The sequence below is a fragment of the Arsenophonus nasoniae genome, assembly GCF_004768525.1.
GTDB classification, from domain to species: Bacteria; Pseudomonadota; Gammaproteobacteria; order Enterobacterales; family Enterobacteriaceae; genus Arsenophonus; species Arsenophonus nasoniae.
In genome coordinates this window covers 3,559,375-3,574,406 of record NZ_CP038613.1, presented here as the reverse complement: position 1 = coordinate 3,574,406, position 15,032 = coordinate 3,559,375, and the positions used below count along the sequence as shown (strand labels likewise).

The 15,032-nt window shown below is 39.2% G+C and carries 12 protein-coding genes; all 12 read left to right on the top strand.

What is annotated here, in order from left to right:
- Positions 1–11 precede the first annotated feature (11 nt).
- The 12 genes from ArsFIN_RS18010 to ArsFIN_RS17955 all read left to right on the top strand — a co-directional run bounded on the left by ArsFIN_RS18010 (position 12) and on the right by ArsFIN_RS17955 (position 15,029).
- The gene (locus tag ArsFIN_RS18010) at positions 12–1,055 is read left to right on the top strand and encodes an iron-siderophore ABC transporter substrate-binding protein (protein WP_034249117.1); all 1,044 of its coding nucleotides are present in this window, start codon (positions 12–14) and stop codon (positions 1,053–1,055) included.
- On the top strand, positions 1,042–2,052 hold the full coding sequence (locus ArsFIN_RS18005; RefSeq protein WP_026821414.1) for a FecCD family ABC transporter permease: 1,011 nt from the start codon (positions 1,042–1,044) through the stop codon (positions 2,050–2,052). Before ArsFIN_RS18010 ends, ArsFIN_RS18005 begins: the two co-directional genes overlap by 14 nt.
- A 3-nt stretch (positions 2,053–2,055) precedes the next feature.
- On the top strand, positions 2,056–3,102 hold the full coding sequence (locus ArsFIN_RS18000; RefSeq protein WP_051296896.1) for a FecCD family ABC transporter permease: 1,047 nt from the start codon (positions 2,056–2,058) through the stop codon (positions 3,100–3,102).
- Complete coding sequence (locus ArsFIN_RS17995) at positions 3,102–3,917, top strand: ABC transporter ATP-binding protein (RefSeq protein WP_034249119.1); 816 nt, start codon at positions 3,102–3,104, stop codon at positions 3,915–3,917. Before ArsFIN_RS18000 ends, ArsFIN_RS17995 begins: the two co-directional genes overlap by 1 nt.
- Positions 3,918–3,982: 65 nt before the next feature.
- Positions 3,983–4,756 carry a siderophore-iron reductase FhuF gene (gene fhuF, locus ArsFIN_RS17990; protein ID WP_034249121.1) on the top strand — a complete coding sequence of 258 codons (774 nt, stop codon included), beginning with the start codon at positions 3,983–3,985 and terminating at the stop codon, positions 4,754–4,756.
- 170 nt (positions 4,757–4,926) lie between these two features.
- Positions 4,927–6,459 (top strand): pyridoxal phosphate-dependent decarboxylase family protein, encoded by a 1,533-nt coding sequence (locus ArsFIN_RS17985; RefSeq protein WP_167876717.1) that lies wholly within the window; start codon positions 4,927–4,929, stop codon positions 6,457–6,459.
- Positions 6,460–6,535: 76 nt separating this feature from the next.
- Positions 6,536–7,822, top strand: coding sequence for a lysine N(6)-hydroxylase/L-ornithine N(5)-oxygenase family protein (locus tag ArsFIN_RS17980; RefSeq protein WP_026821419.1), 1,287 nt, complete (start codon positions 6,536–6,538; stop codon positions 7,820–7,822).
- Positions 7,823–7,836: 14 nt separating this feature from the next.
- A complete protein-coding gene (locus ArsFIN_RS17975; RefSeq protein ID WP_026821420.1) occupies positions 7,837–10,227 on the top strand; it encodes a GNAT family N-acetyltransferase in 2,391 nt (796 codons plus the stop codon).
- Between the two features lie 182 nt (positions 10,228–10,409).
- Positions 10,410–12,257, top strand: coding sequence for a glycoside hydrolase family 3 protein (locus ArsFIN_RS17970; protein WP_246067284.1), 1,848 nt, complete (start codon positions 10,410–10,412; stop codon positions 12,255–12,257).
- A 514-nt stretch (positions 12,258–12,771) separates the two neighbouring features.
- The gene (locus ArsFIN_RS17965; RefSeq protein WP_026821422.1) at positions 12,772–12,969 is read left to right on the top strand and encodes a hypothetical protein; all 198 of its coding nucleotides are present in this window, start codon (positions 12,772–12,774) and stop codon (positions 12,967–12,969) included.
- A 91-nt stretch (positions 12,970–13,060) separates the two neighbouring features.
- Positions 13,061–13,552 carry a DUF5625 family protein gene (locus tag ArsFIN_RS17960; protein WP_246067283.1) on the top strand — a complete coding sequence of 164 codons (492 nt, stop codon included), beginning with the start codon at positions 13,061–13,063 and terminating at the stop codon, positions 13,550–13,552.
- Between the two features lie 988 nt (positions 13,553–14,540).
- Entirely contained in the window at positions 14,541–15,029 is a 489-nt protein-coding gene (locus tag ArsFIN_RS17955) for a DUF5625 family protein (protein WP_246067282.1), read from the top strand.
- Positions 15,030–15,032: the final 3 nt, after the last annotated feature.

Genomic DNA, 15,032 nt, shown 5'->3' with positions numbered 1-15,032 from the left:
GGTTATCAATAATGGTACTGCTGCGACAACGATTAGCATCTTATAAAATGGGGTTCACAGTACCATTAATATTGCTGATAATTTTATTAACCGCTTGTGATAAACCGCCGGTAGTAACAAATTTACCGCCAGATACTATTGGCTATCCCAAAACGATTATTACCGCGCTAGGGAAAGCAGAAATTAACCAACAGCCGCAACGGATTGTGGCCTTGGGAAGTGGTAGTGAGGATATCTTATTAGCACTCGGGATCGTGCCTATAGCGATTGAATCTCATTACTGGGGGGGCGATGCACAAGGATATTTACCCTGGTTTAAGGAAGAGGTTGAACGGCGTGGCGCTCGATTACCCGTGATCATTGAAATGTATCCTGAATTGGATATAGAAAAAATTATAAAATTAAAACCTGATTTAATTCTGGCAACCCAATCTGGCATCACCCAAGCGGATTTTAACTCTTTATCTTATTTTGCGCCTGTGGTGACCTATCCAGCTAAACCATGGCAAACAACACCACAACAGCAAATTAAATTAATTGCTAATGCCTTGGATAAACAACCGCAGGGAAAGAAATTATGTGCTGAACTTGATGCGATGTTAGCCGCAGCCGGTCATCGTATTCCTAATATACAAGACTATCAGTTTGCCTATATTAAGGCAGGGACAACCGCCAATAGTTTATCCATTTATGTAAAAAATGATCCGCGGGTTGACACCTTGGTTCATATAGGCTTGTCATTATTGCCATTGGCAAAAACAGTCACCGCTGCCTTTGGTAATTTTGCTGTCAATATTGGTCTAGAAAATGCCGACTTACTGAATGATGCTGATATTTTGTTAACCTGGTATAACAGCGAAAAAGAGCGACAAGAGACCGAATCTTTACCGCTATTCCAATCGATACGCGCAGTTCGTCAGGGAGTCTATATGCCATTAACGGATCAAACGCTGGTCATGTCGATGTCGTATGGCTCACCACTGAGTTTACGCTGGGGATTACCAAAATTTATGTCATTACTGCAGCAGGAGTTAGCTAAATATGATAAACCCTAAACGACGAATTTCCCGCCTGCTGGGATTAATATTAATGTTGCTATTAACCTGCCTTTGTATTTTGGCCAGTTTAAGTTTTGGTTCAAAACCCTTGCCATTATCAGCCGTTTGGCAACATTATTGCTATAACAGTCAAATTAATTATTATGATTTAGTCATTAACGCTCGAGAATCACGCACCTTTATTGGGTTAATGGCCGGCGCTGCATTAGCATTAGCAGGCGCAGTGGCGCAAGGATTGCTACGTAATCCGCTTGGTGATCCCGGTTTATTAGGCATTAACGCCGGCGCCGCGACCGCAGTGGTTTTTTGTTCTTTTGTACCTGCATTAACCAATGTCTCACATTTTTGGGCCGCTTTTATTGGTGCCAGTTTATCAACTTTACTGTTTTATTTTATCAGTGGTAGTAGTCGTAATACCAATCCGGTAAGGCTAATCTTAACTGGCGTTGCTATCAATGCTTGTTTATTAGCGCTAGTGCAGGGCGTTATTCTAATCAACCCCCAAGCGATGGATAATTATCGTTTTTGGAGTATGGGCGCTTTAAATTCAATGTCATTAACTGAAGCTGGCTGGCTAATCCCCTATTTATTAGTGGCTATTAGTTTAACATTTTCACTGAGTGCGGCATTAAATATTATGGTTTTTGGTGATGGCATTGTGCATTCGCTCGGCGGCAATGTTGCGCGTACCCGTCTATTGGCGCTATTAAGTGTCAGCATGCTAGCCGCTGTAGCAACCGCAATGGCAGGTCCAATTGCTTTTATCGGTTTGGCCGCGCCCCATTTAATGCGCACCTGGATAGGCAGTGATTTCCGTTGGCTGTTACCTTATAGCATGTTTGCCGGTTCATGTTTGTTGTTAATCTCTGATGTGATAGCACGGTTAGTCATTGCACCAGAAGAATTGATGGTCGGTATTATCACCGCAGCAATTGGTGCTCCTTTGCTTTATTGGGTAGCTAAAAAACCAACCGCTAGCAGAATGATAGAGTAAAATATGATGCAGATCGATTTGTCAGCGAAAAAAGTGAGCACTAAAACATTTGGTGTCGCCAATATACGATTTATTACTCCGTCATGGCAGACATCTAGTAGAATTTTATTCTTACTTCTGTTGTTAGTATTGTTTTTGTATCTCACTTTAGCCATTGGGCGAGAAGGGTTGGATAATCCTTGGTTAGAGATAAAAACCCGCTATCAGCAATTTATTCTATTGCAGATCCGTTTACCTAGAGCTTTAGTTGCCATCGGTGCCGGTATGACGCTGGCGCTTTCCGGTGCGCTTTTTCAGATCACCACCCGTAACGCATTAGCAAGTCCAGATATTATTGGGATTAATGCCGGCGCCGCTGTTGGCATTATGGCGGCACTATTATTCTGGCCAGATGTCGTACCTGTTTCTATTGGCGCATTGAGCGGCGCCGTGGTTGCCGTATTATTGGTTTATCTTGCTAATGGTGCCGTAAGTGGCGAGATCCAAACGACTAAAATTGTGCTTTCAGGTATTGCTGTTGCGGCTTTATCTATGGCTTTAGTTGATTTTGCTATTTCGAATACGCGTATTGAGCAGGCACAACAAATTCGGTCACTGTTAAGTGGTAGTTTGGCTAATCGGGGTTGGCAGGATGTGGTGCTAATTAGCGGTATGTTGGTTTTTATACCTATTCTGTTTTGGTTGGGTAAGCAGTTGAACTATATCAGTTTAGGTAATGATATTGCGATTACACTCGGTGTTCCTGTTCGTTTGGTGCAAATCATCAGCATACTGATAGCGATTATTTTTGCCACCCTGTCCGTATTAGTTGTTGGGCCGGTTGCTTTTGTGGCACTAGCAGCACCGCAAATTGCCAGGCGGATCATTTTGCATAAAGGTGTTGCGCTATTTTGTTCGATGCTAGTGGGCGCTTTATTAATGCTGTGCGCTGATTTTATTACGTTAATATTGCCAACGCCTGGGCGTTTAACGGTAGGTTTAGTCACGGCAGCAATGGGTGGGATTTATTTAATGTATTTATTGCATATGGAATTTAGGAGAATAAGCTAATGGTATCATCCACTCATTCTCCCTTGGTTGCTTCACGGCTGACAGCCCGTGATGTCTCTGTTGGATATGGCAAAAAAAGCATCATTAAAGAGGTAAATATAGCTATTTATGATAATGAATTTAGTGTCATTATCGGACCTAATGGCTGTGGTAAATCAACCTTATTAAAAACCTTTAGCCGTATTATGCAACCGCAGTGTGGTGAAATTCGATTGGATGGTAAGGATGTTTTCCACGCTAAACCTAAATGGGTTGCCCGGCAGCTCTCATTATTAGCGCAAGGCGCGATTATCACTGAACCGTTAACTATCTATGAACTCGTTTCCCGCGGTCGTTATCCTTATCAATCTTTTTTATTTCAGTGGTCAACTGAAGATGAACGGGCGGTGCAAGATGCGTTAAAGGCGGTTGATCTTTGGCCTATGGCACAAAAATTAGTCAGTGAATTATCAGGCGGTCAACGTCAGCGTGTCTGGTTTGCGATGACACTTGCTCAGCAAACTCCGATCATTTTATTAGATGAGCCAACAACCTATTTAGATATCGCTCATCAAATTGAAATGCTTGATCTTTGCCAACGTTTGCATCAGCAAGGAAAAACGTTAGTTTTGGTACTGCATGACATTAATCTGGCTTTACGCTATGCCTCGCGTCTAATTATGATGAAAGAGGGGCAGATTTATGCTGAAGGTAAACCTGAAAAAATTATTACCGAACAGAATATTAAAAATGTATTTGGTTTACCTTGTCGCATTATTTCAGATCCTGAATCGGGTAAACCACTAATTATTCCAAAATATAAAATCAATAAATAACCAACAAGATATTTTATTATATTTTAGTATTGGCAATATAAAATTGGAAAATCGGAGAATATGGCATGGGAAATAAAAATAATCAAAGTTCCATAGCTATTATACCTAAAATTGAAATAGCAGATATTACTAAGTTATTTGATAGTAAATTCAGCCATTTTAATTCTTCATTTAAAGTGAATGCAGAAAATATAACTACCAATAGTATGGAATTTTATCAATGGTCAAAGGAAAAACAGTTTTTGTCATTAATGGATCGCTATCAATATGAATACTATGGTAATAGTAGTCAACATGTTAATCAGAAGGGTCTCTATTCTTTATGGGCTCAATGGTATTTTGGCTTAGTGATTCCGCCTATGATGTTGATGCTATTAGAGTATCCGCAGGCGATTAATACCAGTTATCATCGTTTCCGCGTTGAATTTCATGCCAGTGGTCGGCCTAATATTGTTCATTATCAGCTAGCATGGATGGCTAAACCTTTATCTTTATTAGAGCGTTATCATGATCTATTACAGCAGCATATTATTCCAGTCTCTAACAAAATAGAATTTTATCGTGGTATCAATGGCCGTTTATTATGGAATAATATTGGCTACATTATGTATTGGTATTTAATGAATTTCAAAGAAAAACTAGACGCGGATCAGTATAATAATTTAATTAATATGCTTTTTTTTGAAAAAAAAATGTTAAATAAGCAAGATAACCCGCTTTATCGTACCATTATTGTTAGAAATAATGTCATACAACGGCGTAGCTGCTGTCAGAGAAACAAATTACCCGGTGTCGGTAATTGCCATGATTGCCCTCTTGAGGTGATGGCATCAATTTAATTTATTAAATTTACTGCTTATTTAAAATAAAAATAATTATTTGTTAGTTTTGTACCGCTTTATTAAATGATTAATGTAAGGCATTTAATCTATTTAAAAATAATGTTGAGCAATTATTTTAGCAAATTACTATACAAGAGTAAGGATATACAATGCCTATTGAAGTAAAAATGTGTGCTGAATTGCCATCAGCAACAACTTCTTTTATAAAGGAAGATTATTTTAAAGATAGCCTTTTTTATTCCTATTTCTTTAATCGTGATAATGCACAATGTTATTTTGATAATGCTCATGACGTTATAATTAAGATAAAAGAAATATTACAACAGACGCAAATTCCGTTTAGTGGAATATTGCCCCATGAGTTATCTCAATTATTTTCAAAAGTAAATTTAGATAATTCATTATCTTCTTGGTCATCAGTTTTAGCAGAATTAAATCAGCTTTATATTAAAGATGCAGTTTATTTTCATCATCCCAAATATGTTGCTCATCTAAATTGCCCATTAGTATTACCCGCTGTGATCGCCGAAATGTTGATTGGTGCCATTAATTCATCGATGGATACTTGGGATCAAAGTGCCGGCGCAACCTTAATTGAGCAAAAAGTGCTTGCTTGGACCGTGGATAAGCTAGGTTTAGGTAAAGATGCTGATGGTATTTTTACCAGTGGTGGTACGCAATCCAATTTTATGGCGATGCTACTGGCTCGTGATTGGTTTTGTTGTCAGCGTGATCGACAACATAAAAATTTGATCCATGGCTTACCGGACGATTTTCGTAAGCTACGCATATTAACCTCATCAGTCAGTCACTTTAGTACCCAAAAAGCAGCGGCTATGTTAGGGCTCGGTTATCAAGCTATTATTTCAGTGCCTCATGATGATAAATTCTGTATGTCTATTGAGGCGTTAGAAACGAGTATTCAACAATGCCTTGCTGAAGGAAATATTCCATTTGCTGTGGTAGCCACGGCGGGAACTACCGATTTTGGCAGTATTGATCCGCTCCCCGCTATTGCCGATTTAGCCAAACAATATGGTTTGTGGATGCATGTTGATGCGGCTTATGGTTGTGGATTATTAGTCTCATCGCGTCATTCTCATTTACTTCAGGGAATAGAGCAGGCAGATTCTGTTACAATCGATTATCACAAAGCATTTTTCCAGCCAGTCAGTTGTGGTGCCTTTTTTATTAAGGATCGGCAGCATTTTTGTCACTTAACCTATCATGCAGATTATTTGAATCCGTTAAGTGCTGAACAAGAAAAAATTCCCAATTTGGTAAATAAAAGTATACAGACAACCCGCCGTTTTGATGCTTTAAAAATGTGGCTGACCCTGAGAATGATGGGAGCGGAACAATTGGGTTTGGCATTTGACAAAGTGTTGGATACTGCACAAATCGCCTACCACTTAATGGTAGCAAATTCCCATTTTGAAGTTGTTCATCAACCCGTGCTCAGCACGTTAGTTTTTCGTTTCATACCGCCGCAATCTCTGTCACAAGAACAAATTGATGATCTTAACGCTAATATTCGTAAGGCCTTATTCCGAGAAGGCGAAAGCATTATTGCTGCTACCAAAATTAACGGGCGACAATACTTGAAATTTACTTTTCTTAATCCATTAACAGAACGAAAACATCTGGTAGAAATAATGAATAACATTATTCAGCAAGGCAATTTCTTATTGACATCGTAAGCGTTTACTAACAAGACATCATGTAAATAAATAATTATTCCCGTTTTTAAACGGAGCAATTTTGTTAGGAGTTATTATGACAACCAGGACTTATGATTTTATCGCGATTGGTATTGGCCCATTTAATCTGGGATTAGCCTGTCTGGTTCAACCAATAAAAGAGATCAATAGCCTGTTTATTGATCAGAATGCAGCTTTCGATTGGCATCCTGGAATGATGTTGGAAAACTCCTCGATGCAGACGCCATTTATTGCCGATTTAGTTACTTTAGCATCACCCAGTCATCCATTAAGTTTTCTCAATTATATCAAACAAAAAGGACGTATTTACTCATTTTATATTCGGGAAAATTTCTTTTTATTGCGCAAAGAATATAACCAATATTGCCAATGGGCAGCAGAGCAATTATCCAATTTGCGTTTTAATACGCGGGTAGAAAATATCAATTATGATCCCTCGCTGGATTGCTATACCTTGCATTGTGTTGATACGGTAACCGGACAGTGTCATCAGTTTTGCTGCAAAAAACTCATATTAGGAACCGGCCCTTCACTTTATATACCGAAATGTTGCCAGCCATTTGCTGAGCAAATAGTACGAACTGATAACTATTTGGCTAATAAAGCCAGTTTACAGCAAAAGAAATCAATTACTATCATCGGTAGCGGCCAGAGTGCAGCAGAAATTTTTTATGATTTGCTTAGTCAGATTGATATCTATGGTTATCAACTGAATTGGGTAACGCGCTCGCCGCGTTTCTTCCCGTTAGAATATAGCAAATTAACGTTAGAAATGACTTCACCGGAGTATATCGATTATTTCCATAACCTATCAGACACCATACGTGATGAACTGAATCGTAGCCAAAAATCCCTCTACAAAGGAATTAATAGTTCACTTATCAATGACATTTTTGATCTGCTGTATTGCAAACGGTTGAATGGCAAGCTGCCTGTGGCATTACATACCAACAGTGAATTAAAACACCTACAGTATGATCATGAAAAACAACAACTGCGATTAGATTTATGTCAACATGAGCAACAAGCGGCATTTTCACTGGCAACGGAAGCTGTTGTGTTAGCAACAGGTTATCAATACCAAATACCTAAATGTATTGATGGTATCCGTGACCAGATCTGTTGGGATAAGTACGGACGCTATGACGTACGGCGTAATTACAGTATTGATGAGCATAATCGCATTTTTGTGCAAAATGCCGAACTCCATACTCATGGATTTATTACGCCAGATCTTGGCATGGCCTGTTATCGTAATTCTTATTTAATTAAACAAATTACCGGCAAAGAACACTATGCAATAGAAAATAGTATTGCATTCCAGCAGTTTGGTGTAGCGTAAGAAGGAGTCAATTGATGTCTGTTGCAACTATGGCGCCGTTTAAAAAAACAGTCACTGATGTCGGCACATTTTCAGTACAGCCACTGAATCTAAATGAAGATATTGCCATTATTAGCCAATGGGTTAATCGCAATTATGCGCATTATTGGGGAATGCAAAATTATACTTCGCAACAAGTAAAAAATTTTTATCAAGATCTATTGATCCGTCAGCCTAATTCGGTCTTTACTGGCAGTTACCAGGGAAAAATAGTATTTTTACTCGAGTGTTATTGGGCACAAGATGATGTTATCAGCCAGCACTATCGTGCTGACCCAGGTGACATGGGAATGCATATTTTGGTTGCGCCATCGGAGCAAAAAATCAAGCAGTTTACCTGGGGGGTTTTTCAAACCATTATCGCCTTCATTTTCAATAACCCTGCGGTTAAGCGGATTGTTGTTGAGCCTGATATTCGCAATACGAAAATTCATCGGCTAAATATAAAGGCGGGTTTTGTGTATGAAAAAACCGTGCAATTAGCAAATAAAATGGCTGGCTTAGCATTCTGTACCAGAGAGCAGCATCAAATAGCTTTGCAATCAGCGCCATTAATTAAATTTTCACAGCCCGATAATCCTTTGGTACATCATTTATATCCGCAGGTTTGGCAAAAAGTACATCGATTACAGCTGAGAAAAGCCATTTCCGAGTTTGCTCATGAGTGTTTATTATCGCCAAAACAATTAACAGAAAAAATCGATCGAGATGGTTATCATTATTATCGTTTGGATAATGATGAGTATGGCGTACAGTATTATTTCCGTGCGCGACGATTGGCATTAGATCATTGGTTGATTGATGCTGACTCGCTGCAAAAAATGCACACAGAGAATTGGGCTGAACTCGACTTTATCCGTTTCATTATTGAATTTAAACATCAGCTTGGGATCAGTGACAGTGTTATGCCAACTTATGTGGAAGAATTAATGAGTACACTACATAGTAGCGCATTTAAATACCATCGTACTGGTATTACCGTTGATAGTTTGTTGCATGCTGATTTTCAGACCATTGAGGCTGAAATGATGGAAGGGCACCCAATTTTTATCGCTAACAATGGCAGAATTGGCTTTGATGCACAGGATTTTCAATGTTTCAGTCCTGAATCAGCGGCAGGTATCCATTTAATATGGTTAGCGGCACATAAAAGTCAGGCCCAGTTTGCCTGTATAGAGCAGCTTAGTTATCAACAGCTAATCGAGCAAGAATTGAGTCAACAGGAGATAATTGATTTTAACCACCAATTAATTTTGCTTGGACTGGATCCACAGGAGTACCTATTGATGCCATTTCATCCATGGCAGTGGCAAAATAAGTTACCATCCATCTTTGCTCATGAGCTTGCTAGTCAAAAACTAATCTATCTAGGCGTAGGCAAAGATTGCTATCAAGCCCAACAATCAATACGGACGTTATTTAATCGCAGCCAACCACAGCGCTATTATGTGAAAACTGCGTTATCTATCTTGAACATGGGATTTATGCGCGGTTTGTCGCCCTATTACATGGTAACCACACCAGCGATTAATGATTGGCTATATGATCTGGTACAACAAGATGATGTTTTACGTCGTTGTGGTTTTCGGTTATTACGGGAAGTTGCCAGTATTGGTTTTAGAAATCATTACTATGAGCAAGCGATCCAAGGCGATACCCCTTATAAAAAAATGATGGCGGCACTGTGGCGGGAAAATCCCTTACAATTAATTGGCAGCAAACAAAAATTGATGACGATGGCGGCATTATTACACCATGATCAACAAGGTAACGCATTCTTACCTGCTCTAATTGCCGCATCAGGTATCTGTGCTGATGAATGGATTAAACGCTATCTGGACTGTTACTTACTACCACTCTTACACTGTTTATATGCTTATGATTTAATGTTTATGCCACATGGAGAGAATATTATTCTAGTGCTAGAAAATCATATTCCACAATCTATTTTTATGAAAGATTTGGCAGAAGAAGTGTTGGTGATGGATCCACAGGCGGATTTGCCAGCAGAAGCGAGTCGGGTAAAAGTTAGTATGCCAGAACAGATGAAAACACTGACTATTTTATCGGACGTGTTTGATGGTGTCTTTCGCTATATAGCCGCAATTCTTGATGAAAAAGCGGGTTATGCCCAACAACAGTTCTGGCAGTCAGTGGCGAATTGTATTTTAGATTATCAATCGACCCATCCACAATTTGCTCAGCAATTTAAACGTTATCCTCTATTTACGCCTACAATCAAACGTTGCTGTTTAAATCGATTACAAATTGCTAACAATCGTCAGATGCTGGATTTATTGGATCCCATGCAAAGTTTGCAATTTGCTGAAGATTTGATTAATCCTATCGCTGAGTTTGCTCAATAGATTGCTGATTTTAGCCAGTTAAGCGAGTAACCACCTCACTAATTGAAGTGAGGTTTTTTGTTAAGATTATGCTAAGTTAGTGCAGTTTGTTGATATTAGTTTATTTTTTCCTAAGCACAACAGTTAATTAATAAAACTTTTTTACTCACCAGTAATATAGGAATAAAAATGAAAAAATAGCTTTGTCATTGTGTCTGTTAAGTTTTTTTTGTTCCGCGAAAGTGATTACCCATCAACAATTAGCTGATCTATGGCAATCCCCAGAGGCGGAAGCCAAACAGCTCGTTGAAAACATGAGTTTTGCAGAAAAGTTAGGGCAGATGTTAATGTTGGGTTTTCCCCATTGGGGAATTGACGCGGAAAAAAATGCGTTGGCAATGACCAAACTCAAACCAGAAATCGCCAATATTATTCACCATTATCATTTAGGTTCAGTGATCTTATTTCGAGATAATTTAATTGACACGCCACAAACTGTAAACCTGATTAATGCGTTGCAACAGGCACGTAGCAATTTACCACTATTTATAAGTATTGACCAGGAAGGTGGTTATGTCACACGACTGCGGATAGGGACTGAGATGCCGGGTAATATGGCATTAGGTGCAACGCGTTCTAAACAACTGAGTGAATTGGTTGGTATGATCCATGGTTATGAACTTATGCATTTAGGATTTAATTTTAATTTTGCGCCCGTGGTTGATATTAATAATAATCAAGATAATCCTATTATTGGTGTCCGTTCTTATTCAGACAGGCCACAGCTGGTGGCGGAAATGGCCAACAGTTATATTCAAGGCATTCATCGCTATGCTGTTTTAACGGCAATTAAACATTTTCCAGGCCATGGTAATGTCACTGCTGATAGCCATTTATCCTTGCCAACGATTAATATTAGTCAGCAACAATGGCGCAAATTTGAGTTACTCCCATTCAGGCATACCATGCCAAATACCGATGCTATCATCACAGCACATATCGTTATACCGGCATTAGATAACCATAAACTAACTACTATAGATAAAAGGCAAGTCGGTGTGCCGGCAACCCTTTCTAAGCCAATATTAAGCGGGATATTACGCAATAAATTGAACTATCAAGGTTTAATTATCACCGATGCCATGGATATGGGCGCTATTGCCAAAAACTTTGACGCTAACTGGGTGGTTAAACAAGCCATATTGGCGGGCAATGACATCATTTTAATGCCAGTAAAAATTACCGCTATTGAGGATGTCACTAAACTGGAACAGCTCTATCACTATCTAAAAACGGAAGCGCAAAGCAATCCAGAATTAGACCGTCGCATTGGTGAATCTGCTTATCGGGTCGTACTGAGTAAGTTAAAAAATAGAATTTCCGCCCAAGATAAGTCTGCTCAGCAAGCACAACAAGTTGTTGCAGCAAAAATAGATAAAGATATTGAGAATATGGTTGCAGACAATGCCATCACATTAATAAAAAACAGTAACGTACTACCGTTTCAGTTAAAAAATAATAATAAAATTGTCATTTTTTCCGATGAAAAAGCACGTAATCAATTAATTAAAAAACATTTACTCGCTCTTGCTGATGAGTTAAATATTAATATGACTACCCAAGATGATGTGGTTACCATGATGGCGGATGATAAAACTGAGCAGCAATTAACGACAAAAATGCAAAATTCCGATCTCATTATTTTAGCCACTTATAATCTTAAAAAAGCCCCCATTAATGCCCAGCGAATACTCAATGTTGCTAATCGTAATGCTATTCCAGTGGTCGTGATAGCGACCAATAATCCTTATGATATTGCTTACTTGCGTGGCGTGAAAGCCAATATTGCCATTTATGGCATTACGGGCTTTGATGCGATAAATAATAATAGAAATAACTTGGAAACCAACATCCGTAGTGGGCTAAGAACGCTATTTCTCACCCCCAATAAGCGCTTAATCAACTCCCCGACAGGTAAATTGCCGGTGGATATTAAAACGCCTGATTTAGACCGTACTCTCTATCCCTATGGATATGGTTTAGTTTATTAAAAATATTTCCGCAACGCACACCTTGATAAGTGTGAGTCAAAACCGCGTCAGGAATTGGGCCGGGTTTTTATATTGGACCATTAAGAAAATACATTATCAAACTCGCTGAAAATATTCCGTTATTCTAATTACAAAGCGCGGTAGCCAGACTGGAAATAGGCAAAAATGGTCATGCGCAAGGATAACCGCTGTAAAGCGGTTATCTGCTGTCGCTGTCGCTATCGCTTTGTCTTCTAAACTAGGCGATTACCCTTTCGCCGTTTAACCACTAAGCCCAATTATGCCTGTCAATTTCTGACCTAATTTTTTTCCAATCTGTCGCGGCTATTTAAGCTGGAGGCATTGCTTTAGCAAAATATCTGAATTTTATCCAGTACAGCAGTTTCGGAGTTTAAAGCTATCAAGAGTTTTGTTGAGTTGGCTTATTATGATCAAAAAATTAGCATTAGCTGGGTAAAAGTAACTAATAATCTGCCGGTAAAATAAATATGCCATCACTTATAAAGTAGCGCCGATGGGGGCAAATCTGTTTATCAGACCGATAAAAGCAAGCAGCAAGTGGGCGATGTTGATTGCTGATTTGGCGGACATAGCTGTTAAGTGGCGGAGAAGATTGAGAAGCGAAGTTAGGGTTTTGCAATTAAAGGGTGGTGAACCTTTTGCCGCAGGGAAAGTAACGGATAATGCCAAACCCGCCAGCAAGCCAGCGTAGAATTAATAAATTAACAATCACTATTTTCTCATCATTTGCTTTTGCTGGGAGTAACAAGATGAAGGTATTCGCGAGACAGGTAAGAATTAGCATGTGGCGCACAGTAATGCTTTTGTTCAGCAGTCTCTGGCTGGTGGCCTGTACTGAACATATTAGTATCTACCGGCCGATTGATATAACCCGCGCCGGCCAATCGGTTAAGGTTGAGTTTGAAATTAAAAAGGAAGGGGGCTATCTGTTTGCCTTATTATTTGAGACTGGCGAGGGGCATGATGAAATGGAAAGGCGTTTTGAGTTGTTCGAGGGTATTAATAAGACTGGGGTGATAATTCCCATTTCGCTGCGTATCGTTAAGGATGGTCAGGTTTTTTTTGACGAGACAATCAATACGCAGGGAACTGATGGCGGGCAAGCTTTTTATTACCAGGGGAGAAGAATAGATACCACAGCAGTACGGGATATTAAATCATTTTTGCTTTTCCTGGGACATTACTCGGTGGTGATTAGCACGCTGGAAGATGTTCCGCTGTTTAACGGGATCGAGAGTTTTGTTCAAGTTACCTATTCTGATCCTAAAATTTAACTGTAATTTTCTGTCAACAAGGAAGTAAAATATGGATAAAAAATATACTGTGACCTATAAAGTAGCACCAATGGGCGCCAAATATATTTATCAGGTCGATAAAGCAGGCAAAATCGATTGCTCATCGGGCAGAAAAATCTGTTAAGTGATTGGTTTTAAAGCGCTTAGACACTCATAGGTGATAATGGGTTATTTGCGGTGTAAATGGATTCAGTTGTAGTAACCAAGGCAATCCAATATCTGTTGTTTCATTTCCTCTTGATTAGCATAATATTTCTTGTACAACCAATGATACATTCAGTTGCTAAAAATCATTATCCTAGCCAGCATCTAAACCAACTTGGCGCTTTCTTCTCTTATCGCTTTTCAGTCAAGATGGATATTGCCCACGTATATATTGGTTTCTTTAGCCACTGAAAAAACACTCTCCTTTAACCTTTTCGCCGTTTAACCACTAAGCCTAACAACACTTGCCTATTTCTAAGCTAATTTTTGTTTCTATCTGTCGCGGCTATTTAAGCTGGAGGCATTGCTTTAACAAAATGTCTGAATTTTATCCAGTACAGCAGTTTCGGAGTTTAAAGCTATCGAGAGTTTTGTTGAGTTGGCTTATTATGATCAAAAAATTAACATTAGCTGGGTAAAAGTAACCAATAATCTGTCTGTAAAATAAATATGCCATCACTTATAAAGTAGCGCCGATGGGGTCAAATCTGTTTATCAGGCCGATAAGGTGAAGCAACAAATGGGCGATATTGATTGCTGATTTGGCGGACATAGCTGTTAAGTGGCGGAGAAGATTGAGAAGCGAAGTTAGGGTTTTGCAATCAAAGGGTGGTGGATTTTTGGCGCAGGGAAAGTAACGGCTAAAGCCAAACCCGCTAGTAAGCCAGCGTAGAATTAATAAATTAACAATCACTATTTTCTGATCATCTGCTTTTGCTGGAGTAACAAGATGAAGGTATTCGCGAGACAGGTAAGAGTTAGCATGTGGCGCACAGTAATGCTTTTGTTCAGCAGTGTCTGGCTGGTGGCCTGTACTGAACATATTAGTATCTACCGGCCGCTTGATATAACCCGCGCCGGTCAATCGGTTGCAGTTGAGTTTGAAATTAAAAAGGAAGGGGGCTATCTGTTTGCTCTGTTATTTGATAAAGGAGGAGATTATGAAGAAGTACTTAGGCGGCTTGAGTTATTCCGAGGCGTTAATGATACCGGGGTGATAATCCCCATTTCGCTGCGTATCGTTAAGGATGGTCAGGTTTTTTTTGACGAGATAATCAACACGAAGGGAACTGATGGCGGGCAGGCTTTCTATTACCAGAAGAGAAGGCTAAATACCGCGGTACGGAAAATGAAAATATTATCGCTTTTACCCGGACATTACTCGGTGGTCATTACTACGCTGGAAGATGTTGCGCTATTTAACGGGATCGAAAGTTTTGCTCACGTTAGCTATTTTGATCCTAAAATTTAACTG